The following is a 13,173-nucleotide window of genomic DNA, read 5'->3' on the forward strand; positions in this document are numbered from 1 at the left end:
GCCGGAGGTAGAGCACTGGATGGTCTAGGGGGCCCACAAGCTTACCGAAATCAGCCAAACTCCGAATGCCGGTAAGTGAGAGCGCGGCAGTGAGACTGCGGGGGATAAGCTTCGTAGTCGAGAGGGAAACAGCCCAGATCACCAGCTAAGGCCCCTAAGCGTGTGCTAAGTGGAAAAGGATGTGGGGTCGCATAGACAACCAGGAGGTTGGCTTAGAAGCAGCCACCCTTTAAAGAGTGCGTAATAGCTCACTGGTCAAGTGGTTCCGCGCCGACAATGTAGCGGGGCTCAAGCACACCGCCGAAGCTGTGGCACTCACACAAGTACTTCGCCGGCGCTCTTCGGGGTGTTGGTGCAGGTGTGTGGGTGGGTAGGGGAGCGTCGTGCCGGGGGTGAAGCAGCGGGGTGACCCAGTTGTGGACGCGGCACGAGTGAGAATGCAGGCATGAGTAGCGAAAGAAGGGTGAGAAACCCTTCCGCCGGATGACCAAGGGTTCCAGGGCCAGGCTAATCCGCCCTGGGTGAGTCGGGACCTAAGGCGAGGCCGAGAGGCGTAGTCGATGGACAACGGGTTGATATTCCCGTACCCGCGAAGGAGCGACCCTGACGAACCTCGTTGTGCTAACCACCCGATCTGTGGGCGGTCTTCGGACCAAACACGGGGAGCGTGGGAACCTGGCGGGTAGTAGTCAAGCGATGGGGTGACGCAGGAAGGTAGCTGAGCCCGGCCGGTGGTTGTGCCGGGGTAAGCGTGTAGGCCGTGCTGTAGGCAAATCCGCAGCACACATAGGCTGAGACGTGATGCCGAGCCGATTCAGGTGAAGTCAGTGATCCTATGCTGCCGAGAAAAGCCTCTAGCGAGTTCCGAGCGGCCCGTACCCCAAACCGACACAGGTGGTCAGGTAGAGAATACCGAGGCGATCGGGCGAACTGTGGTTAAGGAACTCGGCAAATTGCCCCCGTAACTTAGGGAGAAGGGGGGCCGGAGACGTGAAGCCCCGCGCGGGTGGAGCGTTGTATGGCCGCAGAGAGCAGGGGGAAGCGACTGTTTACTAAAAACACAGGTCCATGCGAAGAAGTAATTCGATGTATATGGACTGACGCCTGCCCGGTGCTGGAACGTTAAGGGGACCTGTTAGCTCTTTCGGGGGCGAAGCGGAGAACTTAAGCGCCAGTAAACGGCGGTGGTAACTATAACCATCCTAAGGTAGCGAAATTCCTTGTCGGGTAAGTTCCGACCTGCACGAATGGCGTAACGACTTCCCCACTGTCTCAACCACAGGCCCGGCGAAATTGCACTACGAGTAAAGATGCTCGTTACGCGCGGCAGGACGGAAAGACCCCGGGACCTTTACTATAGCTTGACATTGGTATCTGAATTAGCTTGTGTAGGATAGGTGGGAGCCGGTGAAGCTCGCACGCCAGTGCGGGTGGAGGCAATCTTGAAATACCACTCTGGTTGGTTTGGGTATCTAACTTCGGACCGTTATCCGGTTCAGGGACAGTGTCTGGTGGGTAGTTTAACTGGGGCGGTTGCCTCCTAAAGGGTAACGGAGGCGCCCAAAGGTTCCCTCAGCCTGGTTGGCAATCAGGTGTTGAGTGCAAGTGCACAAGGGAGCTTGACTGTGAGACTGACAGGTCGAGCAGGGACGAAAGTCGGGACTAGTGATCCGGCACTGGCATGTGGAAGCGGTGTCGCTCAACGGATAAAAGGTACCCCGGGGATAACAGGCTGATCTTCCCCAAGAGTCCATATCGACGGGATGGTTTGGCACCTCGATGTCGGCTCGTCGCATCCTGGGGCTGTAGCAGGTCCCAAGGGTTGGGCTGTTCGCCCATTAAAGCGGTACGCGAGCTGGGTTTAGAACGTCGTGAGACAGTTCGGTCCCTATCCGCCGTGCGCGTAGGATACTTGAGAAGGGCTGTCCCTAGTACGAGAGGACCGGGACGGACGAACCTCTGGTGTGCCAGTTGTCCCGCCAGGGGCACGGCTGGTTAGCTACGTTCGGAAGGGATAACCGCTGAAAGCATCTAAGCGGGAAGCTCGCTTCAAGATGAGGTATCCCACCACCTTCGGGTGGGTAAGGCCCCCAGCTAGACGACTGGGTTGATAGGCCGGAAATGTAAGCCCGGTAACGGGTTCAGTTGACCGGTACTAATAGGCCGAGGACTTGACCAACAAAGCTGCTACGCGTCCACTGTGCAACTCCCGACAAACGAACAATAAACCCGCGTGGGTGTTGTTTGACATGTCGATAGAGTTACGGCGGTCATGGCGGAGGGGAAACGCCCGGTAACATTCCGAACCCGGAAGCTAAGCCCTCCAGCGCCGATGGTACTGCACTCGGGAGGGTGTGGGAGAGTAGGACACCGCCGGACATCTTTCCCGTTCAGGGCCACCCAACTGGGTGGCCCTGAACGCGTTTCCGCCCCGGAAACCCACCCCGAACTCCCCGCCATGCCACCGCCGCGCGCGGCCGCGGCATGATCACGGCGCCGCCGATGGGGACGGCGGGTGGCGGGCCGCGTGGCGCACGGCGGGACGCGGTGTGCGTACTCCTGGGGAAGGCCGCACCGGCGCGGAGCCGGCGCGGCCGCGCGGTGCCCGCCCGCGACGGTGCCCGCGGTCAGTCCCGGGTCTGCATCTCCTCGCGCATGCTGCGCAGCAGGTTGCCCGCCTCCCCGACCGACCGGTCGGGGAACATCGCCATCACGACGCTGCCGTGGTCGGCCCAACCGCACACCGCGAAGTCGCCGCCCTCCCCGCTGGTCGTCCCGCACTTGAGGACGCCACCCAGCCGGCCCGCAGGGACCTCGCGCAGGCCGGTGACCCGGCCGGTCTCGTCGGTCATCAGGTCGAAGAGGCTGTCCAGGTCGCGCTCGGGCTGCCACAGCAGGGTGGTCCCGCCGAAGATGAGGACCGAGCGGCGCTCGTTCGCCGGGTCCCGGTAGACGGTGCCGAAGCTGCGGTCCAGCTCGACGTCGGCGGCGAAACCGCTGCGCAGGTAGTCCGCGGTGCTGCGGGCCCGCTCACTGTCGTCGCGGGTCAGCCCGGCCACCCGGTCGGGGCTGGCGATGTCGGCGTCCTTCTGCTGGGCGATCCGCCAGCCGGCGGTGCCGAAGGCTCCGACGCCGGCGAGCCCGACGGCCGCCGCGAGGACCCACGCCACCCGTCGCCGCCGCGACCGGCCCGGCCGCCGCTCGGAGGTCCCCTCCGGGGCCCCGGCGCCGAGGCGGATCGGCTCGTCGGTCAGTTCGACAGGCTCGGGCGCGTCGTCGACCGGCCGCTCGGTGAGATGTGCGTCGGACATAGCCGACACCGTACGCGAAGCACCGGTGGCGCACGTCGGGTCCGTCGAAGCTCTCCGTAGACTTTCAGGGTGACCGAGAGACTGGATGCCCGACGCCCCGACGCCCCCACCCTTGCCGGCCAGTACCAGCCCGGCGAGGTAGAGCAGCGACGGTACGAGCACTGGGTAGCCGCCGGCCACTTCCGCGCGTCGGCGGACAGCGACAGGCCGCCGTTCACGATCGTCATCCCGCCGCCGAACGTCACCGGCTCCCTGCACATGGGGCACGCCCTGGACCACACCGTGCAGGACGCGCTGGTCCGGCGGAAGCGCATGCAGGGCTACGAGGCGCTGTGGCTGCCCGGCATGGACCACGCCGGCATCGCCACCCAGAACGTGGTGGAGCGGCAGCTCGCCGCGCAGGGACTGTCCCGGCACGACCTGGGCCGGGAGGCGTTCGTCGAGCGGGTGTGGCAGTGGAAGGCCGAGTCCGGCGGCGCGATCCTCGGCCAGATGCGCCGGCTGGGCGACTCCGTCGACTGGGACCGCGAGCGCTTCACCATGGACGAGGGCCTGTCGCGCGCCGTCCAGACCATGTTCAAGAAGCTGTACGACGACGGCCTGATCTACCGCGCCGAGCGGATCATCAACTGGTGCCCGCGCTGCCTGACCGCCCTGTCGGACATCGAGGTGGAGCACACCGACGACGATGGTGAGCTGGTCTCGATCCGGTACAGCGACGAGGTCGTGGTGGCGACCACCCGGGCGGAGACGATGCTCGGCGACACCGCGGTGGCGGTGCACCCGGACGACGACCGGTACAAGCACCTCATCGGCACCGAGGTCGAGCTGCCGCTGACCGGGCGCCGGATCCCGATCGTCGGCGACGAGCACGTCGACCCGTCGTTCGGCACCGGCATGGTCAAGGTGACGCCGGCGCACGACCCCAACGACTTCGAGATCGGCCAGCGGCACAACCTGCCCTCGCTCACGGTCATGGACGAGCGGGGAGTCATCACCGCCCACGGCCCGTTCCAGGGCCTGGACCGGTTCGAGGCCCGGCCGGCGATCGTGGCCGCGCTGCGCGAGCAGAGCCGGATCGTGGCGGAGAAGCGGCCGTACGTGCACGCGGTCGGTCACTGCTCGCGCTGCCGTACCACGGTGGAGCCCCGGCTGTCGTTGCAGTGGTTCGTCAACACCTCACCGCTGGCGAAGGCGGCCGGCGACGCGGTCCGCGACGGCCGGGTGAAGATCGAGCCGGCCGAGCTGGCCAAGCGGTACTTCGCCTGGGTCGACAACATGCACGACTGGTGCATCTCCCGCCAACTCTGGTGGGGTCACCGCATCCCGGTCTGGTACGGGCCGGACGGCGAGATCGTGTGCGTCGGGCCGGACGAGGCGCCGCCGACCGGCGAGGGCTGGCGCCAGGACGAGGACGTCCTGGACACCTGGTTCTCCAGCGGCCTGTGGCCGTTCTCCACCCTCGGCTGGCCGGAGCAGACCCCTGAGCTGGCGAAGTTCTACCCGACCAGCGTCCTCGTCACCGGGTACGACATCCTCTTCTTCTGGGTCGCCCGGATGATGATGTTCGGCCTGTACGCGATGGACGGCCGGCAGCCCTTCGACGTCGTCGCGCTGCACGGCATGGTCCGCGACGAGCACGGCAAGAAGATGTCGAAGTCGTTCGGCAACGTCGTGGACCCGCTGGACTGGATCGACCGCTTCGGCGCCGACGCCACCCGCTTCACCCTCGCCCGGGGCGCGAACCCCGGTGGTGACGTGCCGGTCAGCGAGGAGTGGTGCCAGGGCTCCCGGAACTTCTGCAACAAGCTGTGGAACGCGACCCGGTTCGCGCTGCTGAACGGCGCGCACACCGAGGGCCCGCTGCCGGCCGCGACCGAGCTGTCGACCGTCGACCGGTGGGTCCTGTCCCGCCTCGCGCACGTCACCGCCGAGGTGGACGGGCAGTTCGAGGCGTACGAGTTCGCGAAGGTCTGCGACCTGCTCTACCACTTCGCCTGGGACGACGTCTGCGACTGGTACGTCGAGCTGAGCAAGCCGGTGCTGGCCGCCGGCGGTCCCGCCGCCGACGCCACCCGGCGCGTCCTCGGGCACGTGCTCGACGAGCTGCTGCGGCTGCTGCACCCGGTGATCCCGTTCGTCACCGAGGAGCTGTGGACGGCGCTGACCGGCGGCGAGACGGTGATGACCGCGTCCTGGCCGGTGGCCGACCGGGCGCTGGTCGACGACGCCGCCGAGGCGGAGATCGCCACCCTCCAGCGGGTGGTCACCGAGATCCGCCGGTTCCGCTCCGACCAGGGGCTGCGGCCGACGCAGCGGGTCGTCGCCCGGCTCGACGGGCTGGCCGACGCCGGCATCGCCGGGCACGAGCCGCTGATCCGGTCGCTGGTCCGCCTCGACGACGCCGGCGACGGCTTCCAGGCGAGCGCCACCCTCACCATGCCCGGTGAGGTGAGCGTCGCGCTGGACACGCGCGGCTCGATCGACGTGGCCGCCGAACGGGCCCGGCTCACCAAGGACCGCACCGCGGCCGAGAAGGAGGCCGCGCAGGCCCGGGCGAAGCTGGGCAACCCGGCGTTCGTGGGTAAGGCCCCGGAGCCGGTGGTCCAGAAGATCCGGGACCGGCTGGCGACCGCCGAGGCCGACCTGGCCCGCATCGACGCCGCTCTGGAGGCGCTGCCCTCGTGACCGACCGCAACGACTTCGCCGCCGTCGAGGCCGAACTCGCCGGCCGCGGGTTCACCCGCATGGTGTTCGAGCTGGACCGGATCGGGTCCCTGCTGGACCTGCTCGGCAGCCCGCAGCGCGCGTACCCGTCGATCCACCTGACGGGCACCAACGGCAAGACGTCCACGGCCCGCATGATCGACTCTCTGCTGCGGGCCTTCGGGCTGCACACCGGCCGCTACACCAGCCCGCACCTGGAGACCGTCCGGGAGCGGATCAGCCTGGACGGCGAGCCCGTCAGCGAGGAGCGGTTCACCGCCACGTACCGGGAGGTGGCGCCGCTGGCGCAGCTCGTGGACGAGCGGTCGACGGAGCCCCTGACCTACTTCGACATGACCACGGCGCTGGCGTTCGCCACCTTCGCCGACGCCCCGGTCGACGTCGCGGTGGTCGAGGTGGGGCTCGGCGGCGCCGAGGACTCGACGAACGTGATCCACGCCGGTGTGGCGGTGCTGACGCCGATCGGGTTGGACCACACCGAGTGGCTCGGCGACACGGTCGAGGACATCGCGCTGCACAAGGCCGGCATCATCCACAAGGGCGCGACGGTCATCTCCGCCGCGCAGGAGGAGGCGGCGGCCCGGCCGATCCTCGAACGCTGCGCCGAGGTCGGCGCGACCATCGCGCGGGAGGGCTCGGAGTTCGGGGTGCTGCGCCGGGCGGTCGCCGTCGGCGGGCAGGTACTCACCCTGCAGGGGCTGGGCGGCGTGTACGAGGAGGTGTTCGTCCCCCTGCACGGTGCCCACCAGGCACAGAACGCGGCGGTGGCGCTCGCGGCGGTCGAGGCGTTCCTCGGCGCCGGGGCCCGCCGCCAGCTCGACGTCGAGACGGTACGGGAGGGCTTCGCCACGGCCAGCTCGCCGGGTCGGCTGGAGCGGGTCCGCACCGCGCCGACCGTCCTGCTCGACGGCGCGCACAACCCGCAGGGCATGGCCGCCACGGTCACGGCCCTCCAGGAGGAGTTCGCGTTCAGCAAGCTGGTGGCGGTGCTCGGCGTCCTCGGCGACAAGGACGCGGCCAGCCTGCTGGAGCTGCTGGAACCGGTCGTCGACCAGGTGGTGGTGACGCGCAACAGCTCGCCCCGCGCGATGCCGGCGGGGGAGTTGGCGGCGCTGGCCGCCGAGGTGTTCGGCCCGGACCGGGTCGAGGTGGCCGAGGAGATGCCGGACGCGATCGAGGCGGCGGTGGCGCTGGCCGAGGAGGACGTGCCGGGCGAGCTGGCCGGCGTCGGTGTGCTGATCACCGGGTCGGTGGTGACCGTGGCCGACGCCCGCCGGCTGCTGAAGCGATGACCGCGCCGCAGCAGCCGGGCGGGCCCGCCGAGCAGCCGGGCGGGCCGCCGGCACAGTCCGATGGGTCCGCCGAGCAGTCGGGTGGGCCGCCGGCACGTGGGTCCGCCGAGCAGTCGGGTCGGGTGCCGCGGCGGTCCGGTCTGCGCAACCCGGAGCGGGCGGTCCGTGGGCTGGGCGCCGGGACGTTGATCCTGGAGGCCCTGGTGCTGGTGCTCGCCATCCAGCCGATCCGGGTGGTCGGCGGCGGGCTGAGCGGTGCCGCGGTCGCCGCCGTGCTGGCCCTGGCGGTGGCGGCGCTGCTGCTGGCCGGCCTGATGCGCCGCCCGTGGGCGTGGCACGCGGGCACCGTGCTGCAGGGGCTGCTCCTGCTCGCCGGGCTGCTGCACTGGTCGCTGCTGGTCCTGGGGATCATCTTCGCGTTGGTCTGGGCGTACGCCCTGCACGTGCGGCGGGTGATCCTGAGCTGACGGGCGCGGCCGGCCCCGTCCCTGGCGACGGCGGCCGGGCGGCGGATGAGCGCGGCCGTGCGGCGGCTGCGGGTGGGCGGCCCGGCGTCGGGTCGGCACCCCGGCCCGGTGGGGCGTTCGGCGCAGCCCGTCCGGCGGTCAGGCGTCGGCGCGTTCCCGCCACTGGGTCAGGGCGATGCCGTGGCCGTCCGGGTCGCGGAAGGCGGCCGCCCAGACCTCCAGCTTCGTGCCCCGGTTGACCACCCGGGGCGCGTACGTGAAGCGGACCCCCGACTCGCGCAGCCGCGCGTACGCCGCCTCGATGTCGTCCACCTCGAGGTTGACGTGCACCAGCCGGCGGCTGACCGGAGCGGCCTCGGTGACCTCACGCAGCACCAGCCGGGTCGACCCGGAGGCGAGCACCGCGTTGCCCGAACCCCGGTCGACCTCGGTGAAGCCGAGGTCCCGGTAGAAGGCGAGGGACCGCGACAGGTCGGTGACCAGCAGCGTGAGCCCCACCCCGGCGATCGGCGGGTCGCCGGCCGCCTCGCCGAAGATCGCCTCGTCGAGGCCGTTTGGCGGCACCGCCTCGTCGGCGCGCGGTGCGGGCGGGTCGTCCAGCGGCAGGTCCAGCGGGTCCAGCGGGTCCGCCGGGGAGGGCACCCGGAAACCGCGGGCGGGAGGTGGCTCCGGCGCGTCGGCCGGCGGCGAGTACGGCTCGCCGGTGCGGGGCGCGTCGCCCACCGGTTCGTACCGGTCGGCCGGCGGGTCGAACCGCGTCCCGCCGGGCGGGTCGAACGCCTCGTCGGCGGGGGGACGGGGGGTCGGGGTGGCCGCCCGCCGGGGCAGGTCGCTGGAGGGCGGCTCGACGAGCGTCCCCTCCACCACCTTCGGTCCGCCCGGGACCTGGTGCACGACCACGGTCTCCCGCTCGGCGGGTGGCGCGACGGGGTCAACCGGGGGGCTCGCGTACGGGTCGCCGTACGGGTCGCGGAAGTCGTCCTCCGGCGTCCGGTCGGCCCACGGCGGCGCCTCCTGACGGATCAGCACCTCCTCCACCGGCTCGGTGTCCGCGTACTCGGGGGGCAGGTCGGCGATGACGGCGGCCGTCTCGGCGTGCGTCGGCACCTCGTCCCAGAGGACCCGGACGTGCCGCTGGTCGTCGAGGGCGACGCGGATCGGGAGGGTCTGGCCCGGCGCGGGCCACTTCGCGACCGGCACCCGCGGGTCGATGATCTTCTTGGATCTCGGCGGCAGGCCCGGCGCGTCGATGACGAGTTGCAGCTCGCACCGGCCGAAGGCGTACTGGGTGGGCGGCTCGGAGACGCTGTGCACATGCCCCTCGCCGATGACCCAGGTGCGCCCCCCGGCACGGACCGTGGCCAGCGCGATCGCCAGCACCAGCAGCGCGACACCGAGCGCCACGATCGCCCAACTGGTCATGCCCAGGCCGAACAGGACCACGAAGGTGGCCACCGTGCCCAGCACCGCGCCGACCAGCTTGCGGACCGGCGCGATGGGCCGGTTCCCGCCATTCGCCACTGTGGACCTCCCGGGGTCAGGGCCAGGCTAGGCCGGACCGGCCACCGGGGGAAAGACCGGCCGCCGTCCCGGCGCCGGGACCGGGTCGCTACGCTGACCGTACCCAGCCCGACCGTCTTCCGCGCACAGGAGGAACCCAGCGTGTCCAGCAGCAGCCCGGACGAACGCACGCTCGTACTGATCAAGCCCGACGCGGTCCGCCGCGGGCTGGTCGGTGAGATCATCTCCCGGTTCGAGCGCAAGGGGCTGCGGATCGACGCGATGGAGACCCGGACGATGGACGGCGACTTCGCCGACCAGCACTACGCCGAGCACGTCGACAAGCCGTTCTACCCGCCGCTGAAGGCGTTCATGACCGGCGGTCCGCTGGTCGCGCTGGTGCTCTCCGGCGACCAGGTCATCGAGGTCGTCCGCGGGATGCTCGGCAGCACCGACGGCCGCAAGGCCGCCGCCGGCACCATCCGGGGTGACCTGTCGCTGTCCAACCGGGAGAACCTGGTGCACGCGTCCGACTCCGTGGACAGCGCGAAGCGCGAGATCGCGCTCTGGTTCCCCGAGCTGGGCTGATCGCCCGTCCCGGGCCGGCCTGGTCGGCTTTTCCGAGCCGGCCTGATCGCTCCGTCCCGAGCTGGCGGACGGGGTACCCGCCCACTCCCTGACCGCACGGACGACGGCGGCCGGTGCGCACCCCGCACCGGCCGCCGTCGGGTCCGCCGCTCAGACCTCCGCGGGCGGCTGCGCCCGGGTGGTGACCGCGATCCGGTTCCACACGTTGATCGTCGCGATCGCCATCACCAGGTCCGCGAGCTCCTTCTCGGACCACACCTTGGCCGCCGCGTCCCACACGTCGTCGGGGACCCCGTGCTCGCCGAGCTTCGTGACGGCGTCGGTGAGCGCCAGCGCGGTGCGCTCCCGCTCGTCGAAGAACGGCGCCTCGCGCCAGGTGGCGACGGCGAACAGCCGCCGGCTCGACTCGCCCGACGAGAGGGCGTCCCGGCTGTGCATGTCGACGCAGAACGCGCAGCCGTTCAGCATCGACGCCCGCAGCTTCACCAGCTCCAGCACGGTGTGCTCGACGTTCGCCCGGACGTACTTCTCCAGCCCCAGCACCGCCTGGTACGCCTCCGGCGCCACCTCGGCCGTGTTCATCCGCTGCATGACAACCTCCCTGCTCGGTGCGTTTCACCCGCTCGACGGGACGGCGGTCGCCGGCGTGACGGCTCGGCGCTGTGACCCCGCCCACCGCCCACCGCGGGTGGGGGTTACAGGGTGTCCAGGGAGGCGTGGCGGCGGGATTCGGCTTCGAAGAGTTTGAGGAGGGCGGCGGCCAGGAGCGCGTACCCGAGGCCCACCGCTGCCTCGGCCGCGAGCGGGCCCGCCGCGGCGGACAGGCCGTCGCCGGCGGACAGGCGGCGGGCCGCCTCGGCCGCGTGGGTGATCGGGAGGAGCTGGCCGGCCACCCGCATGCCGACCGGCAGGTCGGCGGCCGGCACGTTCACGCCGGTGAGCAGGAGCAGCAGGGCCACCGACACGTTGGAGACCAGCCACACGTCACGGAACCGCAGGCCCACCGCGCCCAGGGTCAGCCCGAAGAAGCCGCAGGACAGGGCCGCCACGGCGAGGGTGAGCAGCAGGGCCGGCAGCGCCGACGCGGGTATCCGAAGGCCGAGCAGGAGCGCCGCCGCGGTCAGCGTGGTCACCGCGATGAGCAGGCCGTTTCCGGCGTACGGCAGGACCCGGCCGAGGAAGACGGCGGTGCGGCTGCGCGGCGACAGCAGCACGTGCCCCAGGGTGCCGAAGCGCCGCTCGTTCGACACCGCCATCGTGCCGCCGAACACACCCGCCAGCGAGGCGGCGAGCACCGCGTTCCCGACGATGTAGAAGCGGTCGTCGGCGACCCCGAGCTGCCGGCCCAGGTACGCGAAGAAGAGCAGCTGGAACAGCGGCCCGACGAGCAGGGTGCCGACGAACATCGGCGGGGTGGTCCAGTTGAACAGCGCCCGGTAGGCGATCACGCCACCGGTGCCCACCAGGCGGAACAGGTCGGTCATCGTCCCCTCCTCAGGCGAGCGCCAGCGTGGCGGCGGCCCGTGCCCGCCGCTCGACGTACGTCATCATCAGCGCGCCGACCGCCAGGCAACCGAGGCTGATCGCCAGGCAGACGCCGAGCGACGGCCAGACCGGACCGCTGCCGGTGGCGGCCTCGCGGACCGCCCGGGCGCCCCACGTGGTGGGCAGCACCGCGGCGACCGGGCCGGTCCACCCGGGCAGCACCGTGATCGGCACGAGCATCCCGGAGACCAGCCAGATCGGGTACTCCAGCGTGTTGGTCAGTGCGTTGGCGTTGCGCAGCAGCACGAACGTCGACGCGAGCAGCAGGCCGAACATGCCCAGCCCGACGATGCAGCCGGGCACCGCGACGGCGAACGCGACCGGGTCGGCGAAATCCAACGGGATGCCGTAGAGCAGCCGCCCCCACAGCAGGGTGGCGACCATCGCGTACGTGCCGGTGAGCGCCGTGGCCAGGGTGATCGGCAGGATGACCAGCGCGGGCGGCCGCGGCGCCAACATGATCATTTCCAGGGTGCCCTGCCAGCGCTGGTTCTGGATCGCGCCGCCGGAGCCGAACAGCACCGACGACCAGACGCCCATCAGACCCGCGCCGACGGCCGCCTCCAGCAGCCGGCCCGGCTCGCCGCCGGCCCGGAACAGGTAGACCGCCAGGGTCGCCTGGACGACCGGGACGATCAGCGCGGTGGCGACCTCGAACGGCGACCGGCTGAGCTGCTTGGCGTGCAGCAGCGCGCCGACCGCGATCATCCGCAGGGTCCTCACGCCGGCACCGCCTCGGCCGCGCGGTGCCCGTCCGCCCGGTTGACGATCGAGACGTACGCGTCCTCCAGCGTCGGCTGCCGCGCGGTGACCCGGCCCAGCCGGACGCCGGACAGCGCCCGTAGCACGTCGGCCTGCACGTCCACCCCCGCGTCGGACTGCACGGCGAGCACCTGGGCGGCCCCGACCACCTCCAGGCTCGCCTCCCGTACCCCGGGCAGGGCGTGGATCGTGGCCAGCCGGTCGTCGGTCACCCCGTACGCCTCGACCTCCAGCACCTGCCGGCCGTCGGCGTGGTGCCGCAGCTCCGCCGGGGTGCCGAGCGCCTGGATACGGCCGCCGGCGATCACCGCGATCCGGCCGCACAGCTCGTCCGCCTCGGCCATGTAGTGCGTGGTCAGCAGGACCGTGGTGCCGGTGGCGGCCAGGTCGGCGACGGTCTGCCGCAGCTCCCGGGCGGCCACCGGGTCCACGCCGATCGAGGGCTCGTCGAGGAAGAGCACCCGCGGGCGGTGCAGCAACCCCCGGGCGATGTGCAGCCGCTGCCGCATGCCCCGGGAGTAGCCCTCGACCCGCTCGTTCTCCCGGCCGGTCAGCCGGACCAGGTCCAGCAGTTCGGCGATGCGCCGCTTCTGCTCCCGGCCCGGCACGCCGTACAGCTCCGCGAAGTAGCGCAGGTTGTCCCGCGCGGAGAGCCGGTCGTACAGGCCGCGGTCGCCACCGAAGACGTACCCGATCCGCCGGCGTACCTCCCGGGTCTGCCGGACCACGTCGTAGCCGCAGATCCGGGCGGTGCCGGCGGTCGGGATGAGCAGCGTGTTCAGCAGCTTGATGGTCGTCGTCTTCCCGGCGCCGTTCGGGCCGAGCAGGCCGAACAGCTCCCCGTTGCCGACCGTCAGGTCGACGCCGCGGACCGCCTCCACCTCCCGGCGCTGGGGTCGTAGCCATCCGGTACGGCTGCGGTAGGTGCGCCGCAGCCCGGCCGCCTCGATCGCGTACCCGCTCACCCCGGCCCCCCGTTCC

Annotated in this window: 10 protein-coding genes and 2 rRNA genes (1 of these 12 running past the window's edge); 6 read left to right on the forward strand and 6 right to left on the reverse strand. The window is 70.9% G+C overall.

The window, feature by feature from the left end:
• Positions 1 to 2,179 (forward strand): 23S ribosomal RNA (locus GKC29_RS10735) (it extends 935 nt beyond the left edge of the window).
• An 83-nt stretch (positions 2,180 to 2,262) separates the two neighbouring features.
• Positions 2,263 to 2,379, forward strand: a 5S ribosomal RNA gene (rrf, locus tag GKC29_RS10740).
• 248 nt (positions 2,380 to 2,627) lie between these two features.
• Here the strand turns inward: rrf and GKC29_RS10745 are convergent.
• Positions 2,628 to 3,311 (reverse strand): hypothetical protein, encoded by a 684-nt coding sequence (locus GKC29_RS10745; protein ID WP_155330680.1) that lies wholly within the window; start codon positions 3,309 to 3,311, stop codon positions 2,628 to 2,630.
• Positions 3,312 to 3,380: 69 nt separating this feature from the next.
• Between GKC29_RS10745 and GKC29_RS10750 the strand changes: the two genes are divergently transcribed.
• The 3 genes from GKC29_RS10750 to GKC29_RS10760 are packed head-to-tail and all read left to right on the forward strand — an operon-like array spanning position 3,381 to position 7,797.
• A complete protein-coding gene (locus tag GKC29_RS10750) occupies positions 3,381 to 5,999 on the forward strand; it encodes a valine--tRNA ligase (RefSeq protein ID WP_155330681.1) in 2,619 nt (872 codons plus the stop codon).
• Positions 5,996 to 7,330, forward strand: a complete 1,335-nt coding sequence (locus tag GKC29_RS10755) for a folylpolyglutamate synthase/dihydrofolate synthase family protein (protein WP_155330682.1) — start codon at positions 5,996 to 5,998, stop codon at positions 7,328 to 7,330. The genes GKC29_RS10750 and GKC29_RS10755 overlap by 4 nt, the downstream gene beginning before the upstream one ends.
• Complete coding sequence (locus GKC29_RS10760) at positions 7,327 to 7,797, forward strand: DUF4233 domain-containing protein (RefSeq protein WP_230688987.1); 471 nt, start codon at positions 7,327 to 7,329, stop codon at positions 7,795 to 7,797. Before GKC29_RS10755 ends, GKC29_RS10760 begins: the two co-directional genes overlap by 4 nt.
• 138 nt (positions 7,798 to 7,935) lie before the next feature.
• Here GKC29_RS10760 and GKC29_RS10765 read toward each other — a convergent pair whose 3' ends face one another.
• Positions 7,936 to 9,318 (reverse strand): VOC family protein, encoded by a 1,383-nt coding sequence (locus GKC29_RS10765; RefSeq protein ID WP_155330683.1) that lies wholly within the window; start codon positions 9,316 to 9,318, stop codon positions 7,936 to 7,938.
• A gap of 141 nt (positions 9,319 to 9,459) precedes the next feature.
• Between GKC29_RS10765 and ndk the strand changes: the two genes are divergently transcribed.
• The gene (gene ndk, locus GKC29_RS10770; RefSeq protein ID WP_155330684.1) at positions 9,460 to 9,885 is read left to right on the forward strand and encodes a nucleoside-diphosphate kinase; all 426 of its coding nucleotides are present in this window, start codon (positions 9,460 to 9,462) and stop codon (positions 9,883 to 9,885) included.
• 150 nt (positions 9,886 to 10,035) lie between these two features.
• Here ndk and GKC29_RS10775 read toward each other — a convergent pair whose 3' ends face one another.
• The 4 genes from GKC29_RS10775 to GKC29_RS10790 form a co-directional block, all read right to left on the reverse strand.
• On the reverse strand, positions 10,036 to 10,476 hold the full coding sequence (locus GKC29_RS10775) for a carboxymuconolactone decarboxylase family protein (protein WP_155330685.1): 441 nt from the start codon (positions 10,474 to 10,476) through the stop codon (positions 10,036 to 10,038).
• A gap of 104 nt (positions 10,477 to 10,580) precedes the next feature.
• Positions 10,581 to 11,369, reverse strand: a complete 789-nt coding sequence (locus tag GKC29_RS10780) for an ABC transporter permease (RefSeq protein WP_155330686.1) — start codon at positions 11,367 to 11,369, stop codon at positions 10,581 to 10,583.
• Positions 11,370 to 11,379: 10 nt separating this feature from the next.
• Positions 11,380 to 12,153, reverse strand: coding sequence for an ABC transporter permease (locus GKC29_RS10785; protein ID WP_230688988.1), 774 nt, complete (start codon positions 12,151 to 12,153; stop codon positions 11,380 to 11,382).
• The gene (locus GKC29_RS10790) at positions 12,150 to 13,157 is read right to left on the reverse strand and encodes an ABC transporter ATP-binding protein (protein WP_155330687.1); all 1,008 of its coding nucleotides are present in this window, start codon (positions 13,155 to 13,157) and stop codon (positions 12,150 to 12,152) included. The genes GKC29_RS10785 and GKC29_RS10790 overlap by 4 nt, the downstream gene beginning before the upstream one ends.
• Positions 13,158 to 13,173 lie beyond the last annotated feature (16 nt).

Source organism: Micromonospora sp. WMMC415 (assembly GCF_009707425.1).
GTDB lineage: Bacteria > Actinomycetota > Actinomycetes > Mycobacteriales > Micromonosporaceae > Micromonospora.

What these genes read in the sequence shown, in the direction of transcription:
- GKC29_RS10745 (WP_155330680.1), bottom strand. Translation starts at nt 3,311, where the DNA reads ATGTCCGACGCACATCTCACCGAGCGGCCGGTCGACGACGCGCCCGAG.
- GKC29_RS10760 (WP_230688987.1), top strand. Translation starts at nt 7,327, where the DNA reads ATGACCGCGCCGCAGCAGCCGGGCGGGCCCGCCGAGCAGCCGGGCGGG.
- GKC29_RS10775 (WP_155330685.1), bottom strand. Translation starts at nt 10,476, where the DNA reads ATGCAGCGGATGAACACGGCCGAGGTGGCGCCGGAGGCGTACCAGGCG.
- GKC29_RS10780 (WP_155330686.1), bottom strand. Translation starts at nt 11,369, where the DNA reads ATGACCGACCTGTTCCGCCTGGTGGGCACCGGTGGCGTGATCGCCTAC.